The sequence below is a fragment of the Hymenobacter lucidus genome (assembly GCF_020447265.1).
In the GTDB taxonomy this organism is placed as follows: domain Bacteria; phylum Bacteroidota; class Bacteroidia; order Cytophagales; family Hymenobacteraceae; genus Hymenobacter; species Hymenobacter lucidus.
The window spans coordinates 1,415,321-1,440,783 of sequence record NZ_JAJADR010000001.1 but is presented as its reverse complement, the minus strand read 5'-3'; the positions used below and the strand labels follow the sequence as shown (position 1 = coordinate 1,440,783).

22 protein-coding genes are annotated in these 25,463 nt (G+C 56.1%); 4 read left to right on the top strand and 18 right to left on the bottom strand.

All coding sequences use genetic code 11. The features are described 5' to 3' along the window. Positions 1–18: 18 nt before the first annotated feature. The 18 genes from LGH74_RS06175 to LGH74_RS06090 form a co-directional block, all read right to left on the bottom strand. Entirely contained in the window at positions 19–3,777 is a 3,759-nt protein-coding gene (locus LGH74_RS06175) for a sensor histidine kinase (RefSeq protein WP_226173400.1), read from the bottom strand. Between the two features lie 127 nt (positions 3,778–3,904). Beyond that, entirely contained in the window at positions 3,905–4,216 is a 312-nt protein-coding gene (locus LGH74_RS06170; protein WP_226173398.1) for a DUF983 domain-containing protein, read from the bottom strand. A gap of 68 nt (positions 4,217–4,284) precedes the next feature. Continuing rightward, positions 4,285–4,530, bottom strand: coding sequence for a hypothetical protein (locus LGH74_RS06165; protein WP_226173396.1), 246 nt, complete (start codon positions 4,528–4,530; stop codon positions 4,285–4,287). Positions 4,531–4,570: 40 nt separating this feature from the next. Beyond that, positions 4,571–5,128 (bottom strand): DUF420 domain-containing protein, encoded by a 558-nt coding sequence (locus LGH74_RS06160; RefSeq protein ID WP_226173394.1) that lies wholly within the window; start codon positions 5,126–5,128, stop codon positions 4,571–4,573. Then, on the bottom strand, positions 5,103–5,777 hold the full coding sequence (locus LGH74_RS06155) for an SCO family protein (protein WP_226173392.1): 675 nt from the start codon (positions 5,775–5,777) through the stop codon (positions 5,103–5,105). Before LGH74_RS06155 ends, LGH74_RS06160 begins: the two co-directional genes overlap by 26 nt. A gap of 4 nt (positions 5,778–5,781) precedes the next feature. Continuing rightward, positions 5,782–6,123 carry a cytochrome C oxidase subunit IV family protein gene (locus LGH74_RS06150; RefSeq protein WP_226173390.1) on the bottom strand — a complete coding sequence of 114 codons (342 nt, stop codon included), beginning with the start codon at positions 6,121–6,123 and terminating at the stop codon, positions 5,782–5,784. Between the two features lie 65 nt (positions 6,124–6,188). Next, complete coding sequence (locus tag LGH74_RS06145) at positions 6,189–6,962, bottom strand: cytochrome c oxidase subunit 3 (RefSeq protein ID WP_226173389.1); 774 nt, start codon at positions 6,960–6,962, stop codon at positions 6,189–6,191. Between the two features lie 22 nt (positions 6,963–6,984). After that, complete coding sequence (locus LGH74_RS06140) at positions 6,985–7,572, bottom strand: cytochrome c oxidase subunit 3 (protein WP_226173387.1); 588 nt, start codon at positions 7,570–7,572, stop codon at positions 6,985–6,987. Positions 7,573–7,581: 9 nt separating this feature from the next. Next, complete coding sequence (gene cyoE / locus LGH74_RS06135; RefSeq protein WP_226173386.1) at positions 7,582–8,433, bottom strand: heme o synthase; 852 nt, start codon at positions 8,431–8,433, stop codon at positions 7,582–7,584. Between the two features lie 50 nt (positions 8,434–8,483). Further along, entirely contained in the window at positions 8,484–9,563 is a 1,080-nt protein-coding gene (locus LGH74_RS06130; RefSeq protein ID WP_226173385.1) for a COX15/CtaA family protein, read from the bottom strand. Between the two features lie 170 nt (positions 9,564–9,733). Next, positions 9,734–11,596: a cytochrome c oxidase subunit I gene (locus tag LGH74_RS06125; protein WP_226173383.1), complete on the bottom strand. Its 1,863-nt coding sequence runs from the start codon at positions 11,594–11,596 to the stop codon at positions 9,734–9,736. A gap of 26 nt (positions 11,597–11,622) precedes the next feature. Continuing rightward, the gene (locus tag LGH74_RS06120) at positions 11,623–12,693 is read right to left on the bottom strand and encodes a cytochrome c oxidase subunit II (RefSeq protein WP_226173382.1); all 1,071 of its coding nucleotides are present in this window, start codon (positions 12,691–12,693) and stop codon (positions 11,623–11,625) included. Positions 12,694–12,786: 93 nt separating this feature from the next. Beyond that, positions 12,787–14,097, bottom strand: a complete 1,311-nt coding sequence (locus LGH74_RS06115; RefSeq protein ID WP_226173381.1) for a quinol:cytochrome C oxidoreductase — start codon at positions 14,095–14,097, stop codon at positions 12,787–12,789. A 2-nt stretch (positions 14,098–14,099) separates the two neighbouring features. Beyond that, positions 14,100–14,822 carry a c-type cytochrome gene (locus LGH74_RS06110; protein ID WP_226173380.1) on the bottom strand — a complete coding sequence of 241 codons (723 nt, stop codon included), beginning with the start codon at positions 14,820–14,822 and terminating at the stop codon, positions 14,100–14,102. Next, positions 14,822–15,346 carry a DUF3341 domain-containing protein gene (locus tag LGH74_RS06105; protein WP_226173379.1) on the bottom strand — a complete coding sequence of 175 codons (525 nt, stop codon included), beginning with the start codon at positions 15,344–15,346 and terminating at the stop codon, positions 14,822–14,824. The genes LGH74_RS06110 and LGH74_RS06105 overlap by 1 nt, the downstream gene beginning before the upstream one ends. Next, positions 15,339–16,796, bottom strand: coding sequence for an NrfD/PsrC family molybdoenzyme membrane anchor subunit (gene nrfD, locus LGH74_RS06100; RefSeq protein ID WP_226173378.1), 1,458 nt, complete (start codon positions 16,794–16,796; stop codon positions 15,339–15,341). The genes LGH74_RS06105 and nrfD overlap by 8 nt, the downstream gene beginning before the upstream one ends. Positions 16,797–16,906: 110 nt before the next feature. Beyond that, the gene (locus LGH74_RS06095) at positions 16,907–19,933 is read right to left on the bottom strand and encodes a TAT-variant-translocated molybdopterin oxidoreductase (protein WP_226173377.1); all 3,027 of its coding nucleotides are present in this window, start codon (positions 19,931–19,933) and stop codon (positions 16,907–16,909) included. Between the two features lie 153 nt (positions 19,934–20,086). Continuing rightward, complete coding sequence (locus LGH74_RS06090) at positions 20,087–21,439, bottom strand: c-type cytochrome (protein WP_226173376.1); 1,353 nt, start codon at positions 21,437–21,439, stop codon at positions 20,087–20,089. Between the two features lie 382 nt (positions 21,440–21,821). Here LGH74_RS06090 and rpsF point away from each other — a divergent pair, with 382 nt between their 5' ends. The 4 genes from rpsF to LGH74_RS06070 all read left to right on the top strand — a co-directional run bounded on the left by rpsF (position 21,822) and on the right by LGH74_RS06070 (position 25,455). Further along, complete coding sequence (rpsF, locus tag LGH74_RS06085; RefSeq protein WP_135464846.1) at positions 21,822–22,199, top strand: 30S ribosomal protein S6; 378 nt, start codon at positions 21,822–21,824, stop codon at positions 22,197–22,199. Positions 22,200–22,203: 4 nt separating this feature from the next. Then, on the top strand, positions 22,204–22,455 hold the full coding sequence (rpsR, locus tag LGH74_RS06080; protein ID WP_100338887.1) for a 30S ribosomal protein S18: 252 nt from the start codon (positions 22,204–22,206) through the stop codon (positions 22,453–22,455). Between the two features lie 21 nt (positions 22,456–22,476). Continuing rightward, on the top strand, positions 22,477–22,920 hold the full coding sequence (gene rplI / locus LGH74_RS06075) for a 50S ribosomal protein L9 (protein ID WP_226173375.1): 444 nt from the start codon (positions 22,477–22,479) through the stop codon (positions 22,918–22,920). 297 nt (positions 22,921–23,217) lie between these two features. Beyond that, positions 23,218–25,455 (top strand): GSCFA domain-containing protein, encoded by a 2,238-nt coding sequence (locus LGH74_RS06070; RefSeq protein ID WP_226173374.1) that lies wholly within the window; start codon positions 23,218–23,220, stop codon positions 25,453–25,455. The last annotated feature ends 8 nt before the right edge of the window (positions 25,456–25,463 follow it).

Genomic DNA, 25,463 nt, shown 5'->3' with positions numbered 1-25,463 from the left:
TTTTCAGAATCTAACCCGCTACGCCGGAGCCAGCGGCAGCTCAATACAAAACAGGGTACCTACGCCTTCTTCCGTCTCAAACCAGATGCGCCCCCCCGCGCTTTCGATGCCACGCCGGGCTACTGCCAAGCCGATGCCCGAGCCGGATTCTTTGGTCGTAAAGTTCGGCACAAACACCTTGTCGCGCACGTTCTCCGCAATTCCGGCCCCGTTATCCTGAATGCAGACCCGCACCCGATCCGAATCGGGCACGAGCTGCAGGGAAGCGGTAATCAGCGGGCGGCGACTTTCCGGCACCGCCTGCAGCGCGTTGATGAGCAGGTTGTTGAAAGTACGTACCAGTAGGTTTTCGTCGGCAAATACCACATACTCGCCAGCTTCCGCCTCGGCGGGCAATTCCAACTCAATTTTGCCGCCCCGCGCCCCACCCTGGTGCAGCCCTACGCAGCGGCGCAGAATAGAGGCCACATCGAGGCGCTCGGGCCGCATGGCGGGTAGATTGGTGAAGTTGCTAAATGAGGTGGCAATGTCGCTCAGCACATCTACCTGGGTAATCAGCGTCTGGGAAATTCGGCCAATCAGCTCCTCCACGTTGGGCCGGTTTTCGGCAATAGCCTTCTGCAAGAACTGCAGACTGAGCTTCATCGGCGTCAGCGGGTTCTTGATTTCGTGGGCTACTTGCCGGGCCATTTCGCGCCAGGCGGCCTCTTTTTCCTGGGTGGCCAGCTCCTGCTTGCTTTCCTCCAGCTTCAGCAGCATGGCGTTGTACTCGCGCACCAGCAGCCCGATTTCATCCGACGACTCGTAGGCCAGCATTTCGTTCTGACCCGTGAGCGTGGTGTGTTTAAGCTTCTCGGTCAGCACTTTCAACGGCGAGGTGAGCAGGCGCGAGGCAATGAAGGTGAGTACCAGAAACAGGATGAACATCACGGTGAAGATGTTCAGAATGGTCGAAATGAGCTCAATCAGCTTGTTGTCCAGCTCCTTCTCCGAGTCGAAGAACGGAATGCCTACATAGCCCACCACCACGTTGGCCCGCTCGGGCCCCATTACGGCCCGTAGCGGCAGATACAGCGAGTTGAACGACAGGGAGCCGGCTCGCTCGGTGAGCAGTACGCGGGGCTGGGCTTGCTCGGCCAGGGCGGCGGCGGCGGCCGGGTTCATCAACGGGCTCAGCAGGCCCGACTCAAAAATGAGCGGCTGACTGCTCACCAGCAGCTCGCCCTGGGCATTGTAGAGGTTCAGGTCGGTTTCGGTGAGGCCCGACACGTTTTCGGCCAAGTCCACGAGGGCGGTGCGGCTGGCAGAGTCGGCCAGCACGGCCTGGTTTTTCAGCAGGTTTTCCTGCACTGCCTTGCCGCGCCGCTCATACGTGCGCAGCAGGTCGCGCTTGTAGGAGTTGGTTACTTGGCTGGCCGTGGCAATGCTGACCACGATGAGTGGCACCAGAATGCCGAAATTGAGAAACAGCTGAATCTTGGTGCTGAAGTTGGTGCGAAACGCCTCGAAATACCGGCCCCGGGCCAGCATATACACCCCAATGGCCAGCAGCCAGAAGAAAGTATGCAGCAGAAACAGGAAGGAAAAGTTGGCCAGCCAGTTGGTAAACGAGTACGTGGCCGTTGTGACTACCGCCGTGCGGTTCTGGGGGCCGCGCACGGCCAGGTGGTGGAAGTTGTTTACCGACAAGCCGATGCTGTAGAGGCGCGGGTCGCGCAGCTGCTGAGCTGTCAGCTGATTCACGTAGTCGAAGTCGCCCTCGTTGTACACCAGCCGCCCCTGCTCGAAGCCGGCGTAGCTTAGCTCGGGCCCCAGACTGGGCTGAAAGAATTTCTGGTCGACGAGTAGCTCAGGTACCACGCTGTTGGTAGTGAGCTTTTTCAATGACAGCTCGAGCAGCACTGTACTTACGCCCGCCCGGCCCGCACCGCCAACTGCTGCCCGCGTACCGGGTACGCCCACGAAAGCCACGTAGCGCCGTGTGCTAAACGAGCTGGGGTTGCGAATCAGGTAGATGTTAGGCTGGTCGGTGGGCAGGGCCGCGCGTAGCAGCTGCCGGCGCGTAGGCGCCAGGTTTGGCCTAGTGCGGGCTTCCTGAATAGGCTTGCCGGCGGGGTCAAATAAGGTTACGCTTACCTCATACTTATCGAAGTAGCCGCGCAGGTAGTACTTCACGATTTTTTGCCGCACCACGTCCTGGTTGGCAAACGGGCTGGCCAGCATAGTCCGGATACCCGGGTCGGCGGCCATTTCGCGGGTGCGCTCCGCCAGCAGGTACTCGCCCTGCAGGTCGTTGTCGACGAGCAGATTGCCCGCTATTTTCTGCTTGGTAAGCACCAGCTGCCGGTCGAAATGCTCATAGAGGGCCAGCGCGCCCACCGCCGAGCTGATACCCAGCATCAGAAAGATAAACAGGTAAATCTGATAGGGCATGATAGACGCAATCTGCTTGAGCCCGGTAATGCGCACCACCACGAAAAAGAGCAGCGTGAGGCCCAGCAGCACAATATGCGCCTCGCCCAGCACAATGCCGGCCGGCAGAAAAATAAGCGTTGAAACGGCTAGCAGCCCGGCACCCAGCCGCTTGGTAACGGGCCGGCCAATGGCAATGAAAAGCTGGGAAAGAATGTAAAACCCTACCAGATACCCACCGGTGTGCAGCACAATGGCCAGGCCGAGCAGTAATTTAAACCCCGAAACCTGGATGTTCTGGGTGATATCCAGCACCAGCTGGGAGTTGTTGAAGCTGTTGGAATAAAATTGGAACAGCATTTCCAGCATTCCCAAGAAGGCAAACACCACCAAGGTGCCCACCGCCGTACGGCCCGCTAAACTCTCCACGTGCCGCACCTGCCGCACCACCCCGTAGCGCCGAAACAGCAGCAGCGCGTAATAGGCCGTCAGCATCAGCAGGAGCGCATTGATGAGCAGGTCGCCCAGAGACGGGGAAAGCCAGGAGGCGGCATACACGCGCGGGTCAAACAAAGGCAGCTCGACTACTGAAAAGGGCAGACCCAGATACAGCAGCGCCGCTCGGTAGGCCATCAGGGGCAACACAATGCTGGCCGCGCCCTCTACAATGCACCCCTGGGCTAGCAGCCGCCTGGCCAGCAGCAGCCAGCCCGCTACGTAGAGGCCCGTGCCCAGGGCCAGCAGCGCCAGCAGCAGGTATTTGCCTGTAACCGGATTGGGTTGCAGGCTCTCCACCGAAAACAGGTACTTGCCCTCGGCTGAGCGCAGCCACGGCAGCCGGGAGCCGGGCATATTGGGCATGATGCGCACATTCAGGCCCTTGAAGAGCGCCTTTTCGGAGCCTTCCCGCAGGTAGCGGTTGCTGATACCGTAGCGTTTTTCCAGCGGCACGTAGGTCAGCACCACGTAGGGGCCGGCCGGGCGGCGCAGAGCCAGATAGTGGCCAAAGCGCATTTCCACGAGCTTTTCCCGGAAATTCTGCCCGGCGTTTTCGGGCTCGGGCCGGGTGGTATGATCCGACCAGTAGAGCAGCTTTTCGCCGCGAAACACAAAGCACGGATACGTGCTGTGGCCCACCAGAGAGCTGAAGTTGAGCTCCCCGCTTTGCAGCTGTCGGGCTACTTCAGCCCCGTCCCGCTCGGCCACGCGCTCCGCTCCTTCTATCAGGTTCTGCAGGCGCACCACATCGGTATGCACCAGCACACCGGAGGCCCGGGTTCCGAAACGGTTGCTGAGGTAGGCGCCCACAAAACAGATGGAGGCCGCCAGCAGCAATACGAAAGGAGAAAAGCGGGACGACTTCAATAGTGGAGGGAGCTGGAATGGGTGGGCGCAACAGATAAAAACAAGAGGTAGCCCAAACAAAAATGCCGCCAAACGGCGGCATTTCCTATTCTTAGCCCGTTACGACGGTAGCAGCTGAAGCGACTTTTCAGCGGGTGGCTTGGAAGTCGATACCGCCGAAGAAGTAGAGCATTACGGCCCGGGCATAGCGAAACAGCAGTGGGGTGAGCAGCAGTACCGTCACGGCCACGGTGCTCACGTACACCCACACCGGCGGGTCGTGGGCCAGATAATAAAGCAGCACGCCCACCAACACCACGATACCCACCGAGAAGCCGTAGCTCACGTACATGGCGCCCCAGTAAAAGCCCACTTCCGGCTCGTAGTGCTGCCCGCATTCGGGGCAGGCCTCATGCATGTCGTCGAACTTGGTCAGACTCAGCGCTGAGTACTTAAACAAAGGCCCGCGGTGGCACCGCGGGCACTTCAATTGCAGCAGGGCCAGTACCGTGGAAGAAGGCTCGGCCACTATTTCTTCTTGTGGCTGTTGCGGTACCACAGGTAGCCCACCGTGCCGATCAGTAAATACGGAATGGTCATCAGATACACGATACCCTTGTTCAGACCCGAGGTATCATATGAGTCCTTCTCGGTGCGGGCCGACTCCACCTGCGTTTTACACATAGTGCACTGGGCTTGGGCGGCCAGCGGGGCTAGGCTCAGCAGCACGGCTACGAGCAAGGCAAATAATCCGGTTCCTACAGTCTTTTTCATCTCTTTATCAACCAGCTACGAGCGGAAAGGTTCTTACAGGCTACGTATAGTACGGCGAAATCATGAAGTACACGACAACGCCCGTTACGGAAACATAGAGCCAGATCGGGAAGGTCCAACGGGCAATCCGCCGATGCTTGGCAAACTGTTCGGTGAGGGCAAAGTACAGCGTGAACAGCACTAACCCCACCGTCACGGCCGCCAGCAGAATGTGGGTGAGCAGAACGAAGTAATATACGCTCCGAATCAATCCTTCCCCGCCAAACTTGGTAGAGGCTACCTGTGAATGATATACCACGTAGGATACCAGAAACAGGGAACCCAACAGAAAGGCCGTGCCCATCATGGCCCGGTGCTTCAGCACCTGCTTCTGCCGGATGAAATAGAAGCCCAGCAGCAGGCAAACCGCCGTCAAAGAATTCAGTACGGCATTCAGAGCAGGCAGAAACTTCACCTGAGCCCCAGGAATCCGGAAGGACTCGGGAAAATAGTGCAAAACTGCCACCAGCAGCGGCACCACGGCCGCCAGGATGAGCATGATGGTCTTAATCCGGGCATTGCTGCCAGCAGGATTATTGGCCGGACTTGTCGTGGTCATAGTTGTACAGCAAAACGCTGATTTCGGTGATGAGGCGCTCTACTTCCTTCGCCTTCGTGCCATCGTAAATACCCCGCACCCGCTTGTCCCGGTCGACCAGAAACAGGTTTTGGCTGTGCACGATACCCGGTGCCGCGCCCGAGGGAGCCGGCAGTCGAAACTCCTCCGTTGCTAACCGGTATAATTCCGCTTTGTTGCCAGTCAGGAAGAACCACTTGCCGGCAATAGCGCCGTACTGCTCGGCGTAGCGAGCCAGCACGGCCACCGAGTCGTGCTCGGGGTCGACGGTGAAGGATACGAGCTTCACCCGGGGTTCCTTGCGGTATTTCTCCTGCACCCGCATCAGTTGGCTGTTCATGCGCGGGCAGGCACCGGGACAGGTGGCAAAAAAGAAGCTAGCCACATAGAGCCCGCCATTCAGATCCTGCTGGCTCACCACACGCCCCGATTGGGACGGCAGCCGAAAATCAGCTAGGGTATGAAAAACAGTATCGCGCTGCCACTTCCCGCCAACCTGCGTCGAATCGACACGGTCGGGCAGGTACGTTGGCAGCGCGAAACGATTGGTACCGAAAGTTTTGAGAAACAAAAACGCCAGTACCGGCAACAGCAGAATGAGGCCCAGAATCAGGGTTTGCTTGGGCCGCATTAGTTTAACTAAAGGCGCTGTAAATGGCCTCGCCAATGGCCGAACCCTCGGTAATCAGGGCCACCATCAGCCAGATCAGCAGGGCCATAGGTACCAGAATCGACCAGATCAGGCCTTTGGTTTCATGCTTCAAGTGCATGAACTCAGCCACAATGAAGAAGGCTTTGAAAATGGTGAGGATGATCAAGATGGAATTGCGGAACGTGCTAGGGTCCATGATGAACGTCACCGCGAATTCCAGCGCCGTAACACCAACCAGAACAAAGAACGTCTTCCAGATCCAGCCCGTGACGGGCTTTGGAATCTCACCGATTGGCTGGTTATGGTCAGTTGCGTGATGAGCCATATAGGTAGTAGGTTAAAAACAAAGAGGAACGACTAGGTCGGAAACGAGAGACTTCTGACTCGTACTTATACGAGGTAGAAGAAGGTAAATACGAATACCCACACCAGGTCTACAAAGTGCCAGTACAGACCTACTTTTTCTACCATCTCGTAGTGGCCGCGCTTCTCGAACGTACCGTTGGTGGTAGCAATGAAGCAGTAGGTGAGCAATACCAAGCCGCTGAATACGTGGGTGCCGTGGAAACCGGTGATGAAGAAGAACAGGTCGGCAAACAGCACGGGGCCGTACTGGTTCATCTGCAGGTTGGCGCCGTGGAAAATAGTGCCGTCCAGCATCTTGGTGCCTTCCTCGGTGCCGTGGATAAAGTGGCTCCACTCCCAAGCCTGGCAGCTTACGAATGTAGCACCGAAGAGCAGCGTCCACAACAGCCATTTCTGCACGTCGGCCTTGTCCATGCGGTGGCCGGCTTCTACGGCCAGTACCATCGTTACGGAGCTGAAGATCAGAATCATCGTCATCAACGCCACGAAAGCCAGCGGCAAATCCATGCCGTGCAGGCCGGGGAAGGAGTTAAATACCTTGTCCGGAATGGGCCAGTATGCCGTGGAGAACTCAAACTTGGCATGGTCGCCGGTGAAGGCGAGGTGGCGGTGGCGCATCAACCCGTAGGTTGTCAGGAAGGCGGCAAACGTGAAGGCATCCGACAGCAGGAAGAACCACATCATCAGCTTGCCATAGCTAGCCTTGAAAGGTTCGTTGCCGCCATCCCAGGTCCCGGAGCGGGGCCGTTCGATGGAGGCGTTGTGGGGAAGCGTCTGCGTCGTGGAGGTGGTGGACATAACGAGCGAAGTGAAAACGAAATCAGTGGTTCAAAAGTAGGAACAAATACAGGTACAACCAAAGCGCGCCCAGGAAGTGCCAGTAGATTGTGACATTGCCAATGGAGAGCATCTGGCGGGAATGCACCTGATAGTTCAGGCTTTTACGCAATACGATAAGCAGAAAAATAAGGCCCGTAATCAGGTGAAAACCGTGCACGCCGGTCAGCACATACAGGAAAGAGCCCGATGGGTTGGCGTCAACGCCCCCAAAGTGGATTTTGTGAGCCACCAAGTCAACCCACACGTTCCACTGGCCGATCAGGAATACCAGACCCAGGATAAATGTCAGGGCCAGACCGATTTGCACTTGGCGTACTTCATCTTTACGGGCTGCAAACCAAGCCCACTGCACTGTGGCGCTGCTGAACAGAATAACAACGGTGGTGTAGAGCAGGCCGGGTGGCAGGTCGAATTCCAGCCAGTTTCCTTCCTCGCGCCGCACAATGTAGGCACTGGTGTAGGCGGCGAAAATCATGGTAATGCTGATCATCATCAGCAACAGTAGCAGCCGCTTGGGGTGCGTGCCCGTACCGGCTTCTTTGTCTTGCAATATTTCGGAAGTTGCCATCCTGAAACGTTAAATTTTGTCGAAAACCAGCGCAATCTGCACGATTGGCAGGTAGAGAAACGACCCGAACATAATGCGCATGGCCGCTTTTTTCGAGCAGGTCCGCATCAGGTAAAAGGTCTGCATTAAGAACAGCACACCGCATACCACAGCAATCAGGGCCGAGGTTTTACCCGCCATGCCCAGCTGTAGGGGCAGCAAGCTCAGCGGAATCAGGAGCAGCGTGTAGGTCATGATCTGGAAAGCCGTCCGCAGATCTTTGCCACCGGGCGTGGGCAGCATCTTAAAGCCGGCCTTCTTGTAGTCATCATCTAAAACCCAGGCAATGGCCCAAAAGTGCGGAAACTGCCACATGAATTGAATACCAAACAACACCCAGGCCTCAGTGCCCAAAAAACCCGTGGCAGCCACCCAGCCCAGCAGCGGCGGCATACCGCCCGGAATGGCGCCTACGGCCACACAAATGGGGGAAATCGTCTTGAGCGGGGTATAAACGAAGCCGTACAGAATCAGCGACAACAGCGACAAAGCCGCGGCCAGCGTATTGAAAAAGTACCCGAGAATAAAGAGCCCGGCCACGCCCATAACAATAGCAAACCCCCAGGCTTCGGCGGCACTCAGCACGCCCATTGGCAGGGGCCGCTTAGCCGTGCGCTTCATGAGCTTGTCCAGGTCTATTTCGTGGATCTGGTTGATGGTATTGGCCGAGCCAGTGACGGCCAGCCCGCCCAGCAGCACCAGCACCGCCCCGCCCCAGTTGAATTCCTGCGCGCCCAGCAGATAGCCAATGGCACTGGAAAAGGCCACCGTGAATGCCAGTCGGAATTTGATTAACTGGAAATAGGCTTTGGCTTTCGTCATTCTACGCAATCAAAACTCCCGCCAGATCAGCCTCAAACGGGGCCGCAAAGTTACGCAACAACGCCCGGATAAGCGGCCTGCCGCTCGAATTTCGTTGCCCGACTATACAAAACGATGGTCAGGAACTGGGTTCCGAACAACACCGTGGCCAGCGTCAGATGAATCGGCTGTACGGCGGCCGGCAGCGCAAAATAGGCTAACGTTACCCCCGCCACGATTTCCAATCCGATCAGGACCATATTTACCACGGCCATTTGCCGCAGCCGGCCGGAGGGCAGCACGTACAGCCGATACGCCACGTAGGCATTGAGCAGTAGCAGCAGCGCGGAAAAAGTGCGGTGAAACCGGAATATGTTGCCGAGTTGCTCTACCCACCCTGCCCGGTCTAGGTAGTTGGCCGCAAAAGCCACCATATCTACCTCTTCCCGTACCTGAGTGCCCAGTACAATCTGTACGAATGTTAGCACTGTAATCAGCCACAGCCACAAAGCTAGGTTGGAAGTGGCCGATACGGGCTCGGGGGTTGCCTCCTCCCGCTGGGAGCGGATTACCGCATAAATCAGCATGGCTACGATTACCAGAGCCAAGCCCATGTGAATCGTGACCATGATGGGCAGCAGATTGGTAGAAACCACCAACGAGCCTAAGTAGCCTTGCACACCGGTAAGCAGAAACGACCAGAACGCCAGCCAGAACACCACCCGGTCGCGCCGCCAGTAAGGCAAGGCAAATATTACCGTCAGGAATACAAAGATGCCAATAAGCGCTCCTAATAGGCGGTTGACATACTCAATCCAGGTTTTGGTGACATTAAAGTCCGTTTCGATGTACTGGGTTGGATGGGCAAAAATCTCACTGGCAACCTGCTTGAAGCCTAACCGCTGCAGTGTTTTGGCCAGCTTCTGGTTTTTGGCTACCCGCTGCGCCGTATAAATTTCTTTGTAGTCAGCAGGCAACTGGCTGGCTTCCGTAGGCGGAATCCAGCTGCCGAAGCATTTTGGCCAGTCGGGGCAGCCCATGCCCGAGCCAGTGCTACGTACTATTCCACCTACCAGTATCAGTAGGTACACGGCCACCACCGTCAAGATTCCGATGAATCGAAAGCGGCGCACAAATGCAGGTATCATCATACTTATTACGGGTGCTTTTGCTATCCTATAAACAATTGAAAGACGAGTTTGGCGGACAGCAAAACGGGGAAATCCAACCGATGGTGCCGGTACCGGATTTCCCCGTTTCTCGGGAAAAGAAAACGGGCCGCCGTGGATACAGCGGCCCGTTTCAAATGGCATTCGAAAGGCTATTCTTCCATGTCCCGCTCGTAGGGCAGGTTTGAAGACTGCGTCTGCGAGTATGGTACGTTCTGCGGGATGAAGTCTTCAGCAGCACCGGGCTTGCTGTAGTCATAAGGCCAACGATACACGGCGGGAATTTCTCCGGGCCAGTTGCCGTGACCAGGAACCACCGGCGTCGTCCACTCCAGCGTCGTCGAGTTCCAGGGGTTCTCGGTAGCCCGACGCCCACGGAAGATGCTGTAGAAGAAGTTGAAGACGAAGATGAACTGACCAAAGAAGGCTAGAATAGCGGCTGCCGAAATGAACTTGTTCAGGTCAGCGAATTGGCTGAACGAGTCGAAGCCAGTCCAAGCGTAGTAGCGGCGGGGGAAACCGGCAATACCTACGTAGTGCATTGGCATGAACACCAAGTATACGCCGATGAAAGTCAGCCAGAAGTGAATATAACCCAGCTTCTCGTCAAGCATCCGGCCGAACATCTTAGGGAACCAGTGGTACACACCAGCAAACAGACCGAAGAAGGCCGAGCTACCCATTACCAAGTGGAAGTGAGCTACCACGAAGTAAGTGTTGTGCATCTGAATGTCGATGGCGGCGTTACCGAGGATAATACCCGTCAGACCACCCGAGATGAACAGCGACACGAAGCCAATCGAGAACAGCATAGCCGTAGTGAAGCGGATGTTACCGCGCCACAGCGTAGCCAGCCAGTTGAAGGTTTTCACAGCTGACGGTACGGCTATGATCAGCGTCAGGAACATGAAGACCGAACCCAGGAACGGATTCATCCCGGTTACGAACATGTGGTGAGCCCACACAACGAATGATAGAAGCGAAATACCGAGCAACGAGCCAATCATAGCGCGGTAGCCGAAAATTGGCTTACGAGCGTTGGTGGCCAGAATTTCCGATACCATACCCATGGCCGGCATGATAACGATATATACCTCAGGGTGACCCAGGAACCAGAACAAGTGCTGGAACAGAATCGGGCTACCACCCTGGTGGTTCAGCGCCTGTCCGGCAATGTAGATGTCTGACAAGAAGAACGACGTACCGAACGAACGGTCGAAGATCAGCAGCAGCGCGGCCGAAAACAGAACCGGGAACGACAACAGACCCAGAATAGCCGTCAGGAAGAAAGCCCAGATGGTCAGGGGCAGCTTCGACATCGACATGCCGCGGGTACGCAGGTTAATTACCGTCGTAATGTAGTTGACACCACCCAGCAGCTGCGACACGATGAACAGCGCCATTGCCACCAGCCAGAGCGTCATACCCATGCCCGAGCCAGGAATAGCCTGCGGCAGGGCGCTCAGTGGCGGGTAGATTGTCCAGCCAGCCGAAGCGGGGCCTGTTTCGATAAACAGAGAGGTAAACATGATGATGCTCGACAGGAAGAAAAACCAGTACGAGAGCATGTTCATGAAGCCCGAAGCCATGTCACGGGCACCTACCTGCAGCGGAATCAGGAAGTTGGAGAACGTACCCGACAAACCGGCCGTCAACACAAAGAATACCATGATGGTACCATGCATCGTTACCAGAGCGAGGTAGAACTCGGGGTTCAGCTTGCCGGCTTCGATCCACTTACCGAGAAAAGGCGAGAGCCACTCGAAGGTAGACTCAGGCCAGCCCAATTGGAGACGGAACAAGCTGGAGAGCGTACCACCGATGATTGCCCAGAAAATACCGGTAATCAGGAATTGCTTAGCAATTACTTTGTGGTCCTGGCTGAAGACGTACTTGAACAGCCAGTGCTGGTCATGGTGCTCGTCGTGGTGCAGGTGCTCATCGTGCTCGGTGTGCGGCTCGGTTACCCCGATGCCACCTTGCACTTGAGACTGGGTAGGAAGGTTAGCAGCCATAAAAGAGAGCGTGCGTTAAATAAGAGTTAGAGCGAGGCCTTGGCAGCCGAAGTAACAACAGCGGCAGCGGCCGGAGCGTTTTCAGTTTCTCCCAATTTATCCGATTTCTGCTTGAAGCTGGCCAGAACATCGGGGTTCTGTTCTGAGAAAGACTTTTGCTGCGAGAACCAGGCTACATAATCGTCCGGCTCGTCCACGATGATGTTCAGCTTCATAGCGAAGTGCCCCCGGCCGCAGATCTGGTTGCAGGCTAGCTCGTAGTTGAACTTAGGGTTGCCCAGCTGGGCGCGCATCTCGTCGGTCGTTTTGGTTGGGGTAAACCAGAACTTGGTCGGCATGCCAGGCACGGCATACATCTGCACGCGGAAATGCGGCATATATACTGCGTGCAGTACGTCGCGCGAGCGAATCTTCAGCAGTACAGGGTGGCCCTTAGGCACGTGAATCTCACCGGCAACAAAGTCGTCCAAGCCGCTTTTGTCGCTAAGGTCGAAGCCGAACTCGTTGGTAGCATCGATCAGACGGTAGTTGACTACACCCAGCTTCTGGTCGCGGCCGGGGTAACGTACAAGCCAGTTGAACTGCTTGCCCATTACTTCCAGCACTACCGAGTCCTTGGGAGCCGGACCGGTGATTTTGGTCCACTCTTTCCAGCCGGCGAATACCAAACCAGCCATCACGATGGCCGGAATTACCGTCCAGATGATTTCGATCTTGTTGTTGTGGGGAAAGAAGTAAGCGCGGCGACCCTCCTTATATTGGTATTTGTAGGAATACACAAACAGCGCAATATGGGTCAGGACGAATACGATACCGATGATGATCATCGTCGTCCAGAATAGGCGCTCCATCTCATGGCCATGAACCGACGCAATCGGAGGGTTCATTTTGCCGTAATTATCCATGAAGGAGTAAGCAAACGCAGCCCCACCGATTACCATAAAGGCAATCATCAGGATGGCGTTAACGCGGTTACTCGTGCCAATCTCGCGCGTGGAGCTGCCCGAGAAAATGGAAGTCAGGATCTGGATGCGAAACAGCAGGCCGAACACGACCAGCAGCAGCACGAGTACCAGAAGAATACCAAGAGCAATCATTAGTTGAGTGAAGAGGTGAGAGTTGAGAGGTTAGAAGTGAGATTTCGTTACACAATCAAGTCTAACTTCTCACTTCTCAATACTCATGTCTAATTAAGTCGTGTGGTGCACGCTTTCGTCCAAGAACGGGTGGTTGACCGGTACCAGCGAAGCTTGCGCCAAGCGCTTGGTAAACAGAATCAGGTAGCTACCCAGGAAGATCAAGGCGACGCCAATCTCTATTACAAACCCATTGTCGCCCTTCATAGTTGCGGGCATGAGCATTAAATAGAAATCCGACCAGTGGCCGATCAGGATGGCAATGCTCACGATTTTCAGCATGATCATCTGACGCTTGGCATCGCGGCGCATGAGCACCAGGAAAGGGAAAGCGAAGTTGATAACCAGGTTGAAGTAGAACATCCAAGTATAGGCACCATTGAAGCCACCTAGGCGCTGGTTGTAGTAAACGGCTTCTTCAGGAAGGTTGGCGTACCAAATCAGCATGAACTGCGAGAACCACACATAGGTCCAGAAGATGCTAAAGCCAAACATGAACTTACCCAAATCGTGCAGGTGGTTGGCGTTTACATACTTAAGGTAGCCGGCCTGCTTGAGGTAAATAGCGGTCAGCGTCGTCAAAGCGATGCCCGATACCCACCACGAGGCGAATACGTACCAGCCGAACATGGTAGAGAACCAGTGCACGTCAACCGACATTACCCAGTCCCAAGCCGACATCGACGAGGTTACAGCGTAGAGCACTAGGAATAGAGCGGCTACGTTGATACTCTTATGGAAATACTCCGTGCCACCGTTCAAGTCCTCTTCCAGCGAAATCTTGCGCAGACGCTCGGTGAAGAACCACCAAATGCCCAAGTAAACAACCATGCGAATCAGGTAGAAAGGCAGGTTCAGAAAACCACTCTTGCCAGCAATAATGGCATCGTAGTTCTCGCTGCCCTTCGTCATGATACCGTCGTGCGTCCAGTGAAACAGATCGTGGCGGCCCAGGAAGAATACTACCAGGAAGATGGCGAGGCCGGGGAGCAGCCATACGCTCATTGCTTCATTAATGCGCTTGATAACTACCGACCAGCCGGCATAGGCTACGTATTGCAGCGCTACGAAGAAGGTACCGATAGCCGACACGCCCACGAAGAAGACGTTGTTGTGCCACAAGCTCACGAAAAGGCGTTTCAGCCACAGGGGGCTACCTTCGTGATGCTCAGCGGCACCGGCTGCGTGTCCAGCACCGTGAGCGGCGGCCGCCTCGTGGCCCCCAACATTCATGATGGCCAGAATGAGGCCGATTGCCAGCACTACTACACCAGCAACGATAATGCTGATGAATGTCCGGCGGGTTTTCGGCGAAAGCTCCAGGTATTCAGCCGTGGCGCTTTCTTGATGCGTCAGAGTTGCCATAGTTAGTTCGCCGTTCCGTTTCGTGCCTGGTCACCTTGACCGGGAGTAGTTGAAGCTTTATCAGCCTGCGCCTCGAGCGTAGGCTTTTGCGTAGCGCGGTCCGTCATCTGGGTCGAGTCGTTGCTGACGTTTACCAGCTTGGCCAATCCATCAGGGCCTTCACCGCGCTGCAGTACGCGGACGTACATGGCGATTTTCCAGCGCTCCTCAGGGTTTACGATAGAGCCGTGCGGCATCATGCGGCCCTTACCCCACTGAATCACGTGGTAGATATGGGCATCATTCATCGTCTTGTAAGAACCGGCCGAGTAGTTCGGCACCCCTTTGAATTTGGCACCAACCGGCCCGTCGCCAGCGCCGGCCTCACCATGGCAGTGCGAGCAAATGCGGGTGTAAAGCACCTTGCCTTCTTCGAGGTTGGCTTTAGTATAGGAGTACGGGTTGCGCAGGCGGCGCTCGGCAAATACTACGCTATCCTTGGGAATGTGCGAGTAGTAGTTGAGTTTACCCCGGGGCACCGTGCCCACTACAGGAGTGCGCTCATTGATGCCCATCGGGTTTACCGTATTGGTGCTCACTTGGCGCAGTGGGTCGTACGGAATGGATTCGTACATCTGCGGCGCATATTCAATGCCGGGGTCATCGGCACGGTTGCAGCTGGTCGTCAGCACCGAGGCAAACAGAATGGCCGACGCCTGCAGACCTAGTTTCAGCGTGTGCGTCATTAGTTCTTAGTCATTTCTTTTTCGTTCACCTCCGATGCGCCGTTCTCACGCAACAGTTTGCTCAAGCCGTTGAGGTCCGAATTCTCGTTGAGCTCAATAGCCATAACGAACTTGTCGTCCGTCGAGCGTACATCCAGCACGGGAGTTCTCCAGCGTGGATACAGTTTGCTGATCGTGTAGAAGGTAATTACCATACCGTGGCAGGTAAAGAATACCGTCAATTCGAAAGATACCGGGATGAAGGCGGGCAGCGCAATGTGCGGTTTACCACCAATAATCATCGGCCAGTCGAAGCCCAGCATGTAGATCTGCATCCAAAGCGCGAAGGCCAGACCGCACATACCGTAGAAAAACGCGGCGATGGGCAAGCGGGACCGTTCGATACCCAGTGCATCATCGATGCCGTGAATAGGGAACGGGGTAAACACTTCGTGGATCTTAACGCCCGCCGCGCGGACGTTTTCAATGGCGTGCATCAGCACGTCTTCGTCGTCGAAGATGCCGAGGGCGAAGCGCTTAGTCATGCTTGTTGTAGTTTACCGGAGCCGTGGCAGGCACTCCGTGGGTGGTTGGCTTGTGAATCAGGTCGTGGTGCGGGTCATGACCGGTGTAGGTCGGACCGTTGTCCACCGTGTATTTCAGCACGGTCTTCACTTCAGCCATGTTAATCACGGGGAAGAACTTGGCGAAGAGCAGGAACAGCGTGAAGAACAAGCCCAGCGTACCTACATAGATGCCAATGTCGATGATCGACGGCGAGAACATTACCCAGCTCGAAGGCAGGTAGTCGCGGTGCAGCGAGGTTACGATAATTACGAAACGCTCGAACCACATCCCAATGTTAACGATGATCGACAGGATGAAGGTCAGCGGAATGCTATAGCGCACTTTCCGGATCCATACCAACTGCGGCGTAATTACGTTGCAGGTCATCATCGAAGCGTAAGCCCACCAGTAAGGACCAGTAGCACGGTTGATGAAGGCGTACTGCTCGAATTCAACCTGCGAATACCAGGCAATGAAGAACTCGGTGATGTAAGCTACACCCACGATAGAGCCCGTAATCATCATGATTTTGTTCATGAGGGCAATGTGCTCCATCGTAATGTAATCCTCCAGCTTGAATACTACCCGGGTGATGAGCATCAGGGTCAGCACCATGGCGAAACCGGAGAAGATAGCGCCGGCCACGAAGTAGGGAGGGAAGATGGTGGTGTGCCAACCCGGAACAACTGAGGTTGCAAAGTCCATCGATACAATGGTGTGTACCGACAGTACCAGCGGCGTCGAAACACCGGCCAGAATCAGCGACACGGTTTCGTAGCGGCTCCAATGCTTGGCCGAACCCGTCCAGCCCATGCTCAGAAGCGAATAAGCTACTTTGGCAATTGGGCCCTTAGCCCGGTCACGGATGGTGGCGAAGTCGGGTACCAGACCGGTGTACCAGAATACCAGCGACACCGTGAAGTAGGTCGAGATGGCGAATACGTCCCAGAGCAGGGGCGAATTGAAGTTTGCCCACAGCGAACCAAGCGTGTTTTGCAGGGGGAAAACGTAGAATGCCAACCATGGACGGCCCATGTGCAACACCGGGAACATAGCGGCGCAGATTACGGCGAAGATCGTCATAGCTTCTGCGGCCCGGTTGATAGAGCTCCGCCATTTCTGACGGAACAGCAGCAGAACGGCCGAAATCAGCGTGCCGGCATGACCGATACCTACCCACCACACGAAGTTGGTGATGTCCCAGGCCCAGCCGACTGTTTTGTTCAGACCCCATTCTCCGATACCATACCACAGGGTGCGGTACACGGAGTAGAGAAAAATACCGAGGAAGAAGAGCGCTACGCTCAGGGCGGCCATCCACCGAACATTCGGAGCGGCTTCTACCTGGCGGCACACGTCTTGAGTGACGTCGTGGTACGATTTCCCCCCGGTTACGAGCGGCTCCCGTACAGGCGATACGTGCTGCATAGTTTTTGTTGGTTAGTTGGGGTCTTGGGAATTTAGGGTCTTGTAAATGTGGCGAACCAGTGGTCGGACATCTCCCCTACCCTAAGTTCCTAAGCTCCTTGACCCTATTATTAAGCGTTGCGAACTTCAGTTTCCGTGTTACGGATCTTGGTCAGATACGTGATGTTAGGCTGCACGTTGATGGCATCCAGTACGTGGAAGCCCCGCTCACCATCCTCGCGACGCATGATCTTCGAAATCTGCGACTCCGGGTCACGCATGTCACCAAATACAATGGCTTGGGTGGGGCACGACTGCGCGCAGGCGGTTACCACTTCGCCATCTTTCGGACGACGTTTCTGCTTCTTGGCCTCCAGCTTACCGAGCTGAATGCGCTGAACGCAGAACGAGCATTTCTCCATTACACCGCGGGCCCGAACCGTTACGTCGGGGTTCAGAACCATGCGGCCCAGATCCGTGAACATGTGGCCGTTTACGTCTTCGAACTTGTCGTTCGAGTAGTACGAGAACCAGTTGAAGCGACGAACCTTATAAGGGCAGTTGTTGGCGCAATAGCGGGTACCAACGCAACGGTTGTAGGTCATCTGGTTGAGACCTTCCGAGCTGTGGGTGGTAGCCAGTACGGGGCACACAGTTTCGCAAGGAGCATGGTTGCAGTGCTGGCAAAGCATCGGCTGGAAAATAACCGACGGGTTTTCCGACGGGTCTTCCATGGCTGCGTAGGTAGCCAGCTTGCCTTTCTCTTCGAAATCCTCTTTGCTGGCGTCCGAGCTGTAGTAACGGTCGATACGCATCCAGTGCATCTCGCGGCGGTTGATAACCTCCTGCTTGCCTACTACGGCTACGTTGTTTTCAACCTGACACCCAATCACGCACGAGCCGCAGCCGATGCACGAGTTGAGGTCGATAACCATACCCCAGTGGTGGTTCTTGTATTCGTAGTCCTGCCAGAGCGAAACCTTATTGGGCTTCTCCAGGCCGTCGGGCGTCGAAATCTTTTCGTACTCAGTTACCTCTTTCGGGTCCTTGATGTACTGGGCCAGCGTCGACTCCTGCACGACCGGCTTGCGGTCCATGATGGTGTGGTGCGTCTGGGTTTGGGCAATGGGCGACTGAGCACCGGTTTTCTCCAGCGTTACCGTGTTGGTGTACACGATACCGTTGTCGCGCACGACAGCCAGCGGGTACGCATTGGCACCTACTTTGTCGCCCACTTTGCCGGCCATTTCGCGGCCGTAGCCAATGGCGATGCTCACGGTATCATTGGCCTGGCCGGGCTGAATCAGCACGGGCAGCTCAATGGATTTGCCGTTAGCGGTTACTTTTAGCACGTCGCCCTGCTCCCAGCTGTTTTTCACAGCCATAGCGCGGGGAACGGCTACGTAGTTGCCCCAGGTAGCTTTCGAAACCGGGTCGGGCAGTTCCTGCAGCCAAGGGTTGTTGCCTTCGTAGTTGCCTACGCCAACACCAACTTTCTCGTAGAGGGCTAGTTCAACACCCGAGCTTTTCGGCGCGGAGTTGATAGCCGCTACGGCCTGGTCGGCGCTCATGGCCGGGGCTGTCTGAGCTACCGGAGCCGGCGACAGGGTGCCAACAGCTACGCCATCGTGCACGGCCTTATCCCAGGCAGCCTGGAAGTCGCCACCCAGCACCCCGCGCCACGAGGCGCGCAGGTAGTTGTAGTAGCTCTGCGGATTGCCGGCCCAGGTGAGCAGGCTATCTTGGGCCTGACGGGTAGCAAACAGCGGCGAAATCGTGGGCTGGCTTAGGCTCAGGAAGCCACGCTTCGGCTCAAAGTCGTTCCACGACTCCAGGAAGTTGTGGTCGGGGCAGGCGTAGTAGCACAACGAGCCGGTTTCGTCCAGACGGTCGTTGAACGAGATGCTCAGCGGCACTTTGGCGATACCCGACTTTACTTTATCGGCCAGCGGATGGTCGTAAGCGGGGTTGGCATGATAGAAAATCACCACTCCTACCGAGCCGGCGTTCATATCATTCACCAGACGCAGCAAACGGGCGTCATCACCTTGGCGTACCATCGACGGGCTGGCCAGATCAACAGCGGTGCTGCCGATTGCCTGGTTGATGGCGGCCACGAGGGTTTGCACCGCTACGTCGTTGGAGCCCGAAACAACCAGACCACGGCCACCCGCTGCTTTCAACTCGGTGGCAGCTTTCTTGAGTTGGGCCGAACCAGCCGCGCCACCGCCAACTATGGCGTTGTACAGAGCCAGTGCGGTAGCACCCATTTCCGAAGGCTTCACTGGTACGCGTACATCGGCGTTAGAGCCGGTCAGCGTCAGGGCGGTTTCGAACTGGAAGTGACGCGACATGGTCTTCTTCTCGCTCGAAACTTTGCGGTTGACGATATACTGCTTGGCAAACTCCACCGGTGAAAGCCAGGTACCGAGGAAGTCGGCACCCAAGCTCACGATAACGGCGGCTTTGCTGAAATCATACGAAGGCAATACGCCGCCATTAGCCCGCAGCAATGCTGATTGGGAGTTGGCATCGTACATCACGTGCTCCGTGTTAGGATAACGCGAGGCAAACTCGGCAATTACCTTTTTGGTGCTCGGGCTGATGATGGTCGGCGACACGATGGCAATACGACCGGTAACACCAGCCAGCTTCGTGCGGATTTCTTGGTCGACCTGGTCGGTAGCGGCTTTTTTGCCCTTGATGGCAAAGTGCTGCAGACGGCCTTTGTCGTACAGATTCAGAACCGAAGCCTGGGCACGGGCCGACAGGCCGCCGCGCGTAATCGGCGACTCGGGGTTGCCTTCTAGCTTAATCGGCCGGCCCTCGCGGGTTTTTACCAACACACTGTTGTAGTCGGTACCGGTGAAATAAGTGGAGGCGTAAAAGTTGGCAATACCCGGATCAACCTCTTCTGGCTTGTTGAGGTAGGGAATTGCCTTGCGGACCGGGGCCTCGCAGCTTGCCAAGGTGGCGGCTGCAATACCAAAGCCCATGAGTTTGAGGAAGTCGCGACGCGGGGCTACCGCGGCGTCGGAAGAGCCGTGGGATTCCTTCACCGGCAGAAAATCCGCAAACTCGCTGAACGCGCCTTTTACGAACTCCGGTGAGCTTTCCAGTTCCTCAATTCCCTTCCAGTACTTAGGCGACTCTTGCATCGTGTTTTTTGGGGACTAGGGTCTTAGGGACTTAGCGACTTGGATTCTGGTCCGGTAAGTCTCTAAGTTGGTATGCGTGTTTTTGTAAGAAAAAGCAGGTCTTAGGCGCTCCGAAAGCAGCTGCTTTGGCCGGAGTACCTAAGACCTGTCAGGCTAGTAGTGGCACTTCGAGCACTCCGTGCCGCCGTTCGACGATACCGTGAACGGTGCAGCACCGTTGGCTTTGTCGTGCAGCTTCACGAGGTTGTTGTAGTACCCGTTGCCCTTCGTGTTGAGGGGCGTTTCGCGGTGGCAGTTGATGCACCAGCCCATGGTCAGGGCCGAATACTGGTACACTACTTCCATATTCTGAATCGGACCGTGGCAGGTCTGGCACTCGATGCCGCCCACTTGGGTGTGCTGCGAGTGGTTGAAGTAAGCCAGATCAGGCAGGTTGTGAATTCGAACCCACTGGATAGGCTGCTTCCGCTCGATAGCGCGGTAGATTTTCTTGATTTCGGGCGACTCCGTCTTGATCTGCGCGTGGCAGTTCATACAGATGTTAGCCGAAGGAATGTTGGCACTCTTGCTCTTGTATACCGAAGTGTGGCAGTACGAGCAGTTGATCTGGTTTTCGCCGGCGTGCAGCTTGTGCGAGAAGGCAATAGGCTGGGTAGGCTGGTAGCCCTGCGTCAGGCCAATGGCCATTACGCCCTGCACCGACTCATACAGTACAACCAAGGCAAACAAGCCAAGCGCCAGACCGCGCACAACGGGCGACTTGTAGATTTTAGCCAGGTCGAAGCGCTGCTCCAACTGCTCCACGTCGCGACCATCAAGGTCTTTGCGGCCGCGCAGCACATCTTTCATGATATTGGCGATGATAACCAGCGTTACTACCAGCACCAATAGCACCACTACCAATACAATCAGCAGGATATCCATCGTGCTGCTGCTAGCATTAGCAGCAGTTGCACCACCTGCTCCATCAGCGTCACCAACATTTTCCTTCGTAACTCCGCCAGTAGTAGCTGCCGAAGGCTTGTCGCTCTCAGCGGCTACGTAGGAGATAATCGAGGTGATTTCAGCATCGGAAAGCTGGAAGCTCGGCATCTGCTGCTTCTGGTACTGGTTGAAGATCTTCACCGCGTACTCATCGCCGCTGGCGACAACCTTACTGGAGTTTTTGATCCACGGAATCAGCCAGGAAATGGTGCGACGTTTGTGGACGTCTTTCAGGGCGGGGCCTACTACTACATCATTGATGGCGTGGCACTGGGCGCAGTTTTGCGTGAACAGCGCGGCGCCAGCGCTGATAGCAGCGGCATCACCGGTGGTAGCACCCGCAGCGGCAGCTGGGGCGGCGGCGGCAGTAGAGCCGGGCGTCACGCCATCTTTGCTAGCGGCCGGCGCAGTGGCAACCGGAGCAGTTTCTCCTTGCTGGGCGGTGGTGTTACCCACGGCAGCAAACGTCAGAAACAGTGCTAGAAAGAAGTGAGAAAGGGGACGAAGTCGGATGCTATTCATAGCACAATGTGACTGGGAAAAAGAAAGGCAGGGGTACTTCAAGGCCACAAATGTAGGTCGGGAAACGCAGACCGCAAACCTGCCCGGGCTAATTTTCGCCCATTCCAGCTTGCTTAGAATCATTCTAAAAACCGTCGCGGTGTATCTCCTTATATAATAGGAATACATTATTGTCCGCCACACTTGAGCTTGCGCCTCCCTCGGTTTAATACTACTCCTTCTGCTAACTTATCTTAGCTTCAAAGGTTTGGCTCTGACCACAGTTAGGCAGCTTATTTGCTGAGTTCAGATTAATTTAGCATTCAGGTTAAGTATAAACCCAGATAAATGGTATCTTTGCGCCCTGATTCATTTTTCTCATTTAATTTTTTCATCCCGTCTAATGGAAGTAAGAAATTACGAGACGGTCTTCATCCTGACTCCCGTTCTGAACGAGACGCAGGTACAAGAGACGATCGAGAAGTTCTCGCAGGTGCTTAAGGAAAATAGCGCCGACATTATCCACTCCGAAAACTGGGGTCTGAAGAAGCTTGCTTACCCAATCCAGAAGAAAAACACCGGATACTATTTCCTGGTGGAATTCACTGGCTCAGGTAACATCGTTGACGTACTCGAACTGGCGTTCCGCCGCGACGAGCGTGTCATCCGCTTTTTGACGACCGTTCTCGACAAGCACGCGGTGGCTTACAGCCAGCGTCGTCGCAACGGCGAGATGAACCAGCAGAAGGCTCAAAAACAATCGGAAGCCGTAGCCCAATAAGACCATGAGCCTAGCCAACGAGAAAATCCACAAGCAGGACACGCGCAAGAAATACTGCCGCTTCAAGAAGAACGGCATTAAGTACGTGGACTACAAAGACCCGAACTTCTTGCTGAAGTTCGTGAACGAGCAGGGCCGCATTCTGCCCCGTCGTATCACCGGCACCAGCCTGAAATTCCAGCGCAAAATTGCTCAAGCCGTGGCCAAAGCCCGTCACTTGGCCTTGATGCCCTACGTAACCGATTCGTTGAAGTAAACCCTTCTTACAGAGACTGACATGGAAGTAATTCTGAAAGACGACGTCAAGAACCTGGGCTACAAGAACGACATCGTTACTGTAAAGTCCGGTTACGGTCGTAACTACCTGCTGCCGCAGGGTCTGGCGATTCTGGCCGACAAGACCAACAAGAAAATCGTTGCCGAGAACGTACGTCAGGCTGCTCACAAAGCCGACAAGATCAAAGGTGACGCGCAGGCTATTGCCGACAAAATCGGTGATGCTGCTTTCGATATCAAAGCCAAAGTGGGCGAAACCGGCAAGATTTTCGGCCGCGTTACCACCCTGCAGCTGGCCGAGGCACTGAAAGCCAAGGGCGTAGACGTAGACCGCAAGCGCATCTCCTTCGATCAGGAGCCTGCGTCGGCTGGTGAGTATACGGCTACCATCAACCTGCACAAAGAAGTGAAGCACCAGGTGCGCTTCAACGTAGTAGCTGAGTAAGCTGCTGCCACTTCGCATACTTAAAAAGCCTGGCTACCGCGGTAGTCAGGCTTTTTTGCTACTTATTACTTCTGCCTGGGCAAGGATGCAGGCTCCCATACCGTAGCGGAGTGAAACAGCTTATTGGTGAGAGGTGTATACCTTTAGCCAAAGGATAAGATAATCCGGGCGGCGCCAAGGCCCGTAAGATTTGTATCGGCCTCTCCCCTGCTATTCCTTCGCCCCGGTTTTGGCTGAAAGAACAGAGTTGAGTAGGTTGCCTGTTCGTTGGCCATTATCGGGCCTTATTACTGTAGAATGTTTCGTACTGAATTACCACTTACGCCGCACCCGCAACAGCTGCCGCTCTCGGCCCAAGTGCTGACGGTGGGCTCGTGCTTTTCGGATACCATCGGCAGCCGGCTGGCCGCCACCAAGGTTAAGACACTAATTAACCCCTTTGGTACCGTATTTAATCCGCTTTCGGCGTGCCAGCTGCTTCGCGCGGCCGCCGGCGAAGATCAAGACTGGCAACAGCATCTGGTGGAAGCCCGGGGCCGCTGGCAGAGTTACGATTTGCACGCCACCATCGGCGCCGACTCGCCTGTGACGCTGCTCCAGCAGATTCAGGAGCTGATGCGGGAAACCGGCGAGTTTCTGCAAAATACTGATGTGGTAATGCTCACGCTGGGCACAGCTTACGCCTACAGGTTGCTGGAAACCGACGAGGTGGTTAACAACTGCCACAAAGTACCGGCCGAGCGGTTTGAGAAAGTGCTGCTCACGCCGGACGAAATTATCAATGCCGTAGCGGAAACCCACGCCTACCTGCGGCGGGCCAACCCCAAACTGCGTTTTATTCTGACGGTAAGCCCGGTGCGCCACCTTAAGGACACGCTGCCTCTTAACTCAGTAAGTAAGTCGGTGCTACGCGTGGCCTGCCACTATTTGAGCGAATTGCTACCGGACGTGTCGTATTTTCCGGCCTACGAACTGCTGCTGGACGATTTGCGCGACTACCGTTTCTACGCTTCCGATATGCTGCACCCGTCGGAAACGGCGGAAAACTATATCTGGGAGCGGTTTACCCGCACGTATTTCGACAGCAATTTCGGCCGTTTCCGCCGCGAGTGGGAATCGGTGCGGCAGGCCCTGGCCCACCGGCCCCTGTATGCCGAAGCGCCGGAACACCGCGAATTCCTGGAAGCCACGCTGGCCCGCCTGCAGAAACTTGCCACCCAGGCCGATGTGCAAGCCGAAATGCAGGAGATAGAGCGGCAATTGGTGGCATTGCCAAAGGCCAAAGCTGCCCCTCTGCCAGAGCCCGAGCCGGATGATGATGAAGAGCGGATTGATATTGGCGAACCGGCCGACCAGCCTGTGTATTTGGCTTCGGTACCCACTCCCCTGCCGGTACCGGCTCCGACGCCGGTCCCCAGTTCAACTCCGCCGGTGGCAGAGTTGACCGCAGCAGATGATGCCGAGGATGATGAGGACGATGATTCGGAAGAAGAGTCGCTCGAATCGGCCGCGGCAACTGAAGCCCCGCTTTTCCCCAAGAAGAAGCGGCGCAGCCGGGGTGGTGCCAAGCGTACGGCCCGCAAAAAGGCCGCTCAGCTATATGCTCAGCAGGCTGCCGAAGCCGCAGCCGCCACCGTATCGGAGGCTGTGACCAGCTCCGAGTCCGAAGAAGTTCTCTCTACCACGCCAGCAGAGCCGGAAAGCTACTCGGCCCCAGTTCAGGCTCCGGTGGTACCTGTGGCAACGCCTGAACCTGTGGCTTCGGAAGCTCAGCCACAGCCGGTGGTAGCTGAGGCCGCCCGACCCGTGGCAGCCGTACGGACACCTATTCCACAGCCCCGCCCTGAGCCGAAAGCCGACTGGCTGCAGGTGATGGACGATGACGACTCGGACGAAGAACTGTCGATACCCGAGCAGCCGGAGCCCAAAGCCCCGGCCCGCAGCAAAGGCGGTCGGGCTGGAGCGGAGAAAAAGCCTCGCGTGGCTAAAGACCGTATCATTACCACGCCGCCCCGCGCCAACCGCAAAAAGCCGGCTCCCCTGTACGCAGAAGCGCCTGCTGAGCCCATAACACCACCCGTTGAGCCGCCAGCCACGGCCGCGCCAACCACACCAGTGGTAGCGGAGCCGGTCGTAGCAGTGACTCCGGCCCCCGTAGCACCACCGGAAGCAGCTTCCACACCGGCTGCGCCGGAACCGATGCCAGAGGCTACGCCGGCCGCCGCAGTGAAAAAGCCGCGGGCCAAAGCTGCTGCCAAGCCGAAACCAGAAGCAAAGCCGGTGGCCAAACCAGCGGCCAAGGTGGCGGCAACGACCCGGCCGAAACTCGCCAAGCCCCAAGCAGCCCCGGCGGAGGCAGCCCAAGCGCCAGCCGCAAAGCCGAAGCCTGCCAAGCCAAAGGTGAGTAAGGCAAAAACGCCCCCGCCGCCCGCCCCGGCACCAGCTCCGGAAGCTCCCCAAGCGGAGGCCCCGAAGAAACGCAGCCGGCCACCCCGTAAGAAAGCGGCGGCCGACGAAACTCCATCAGCTTCGTAAACAAAACC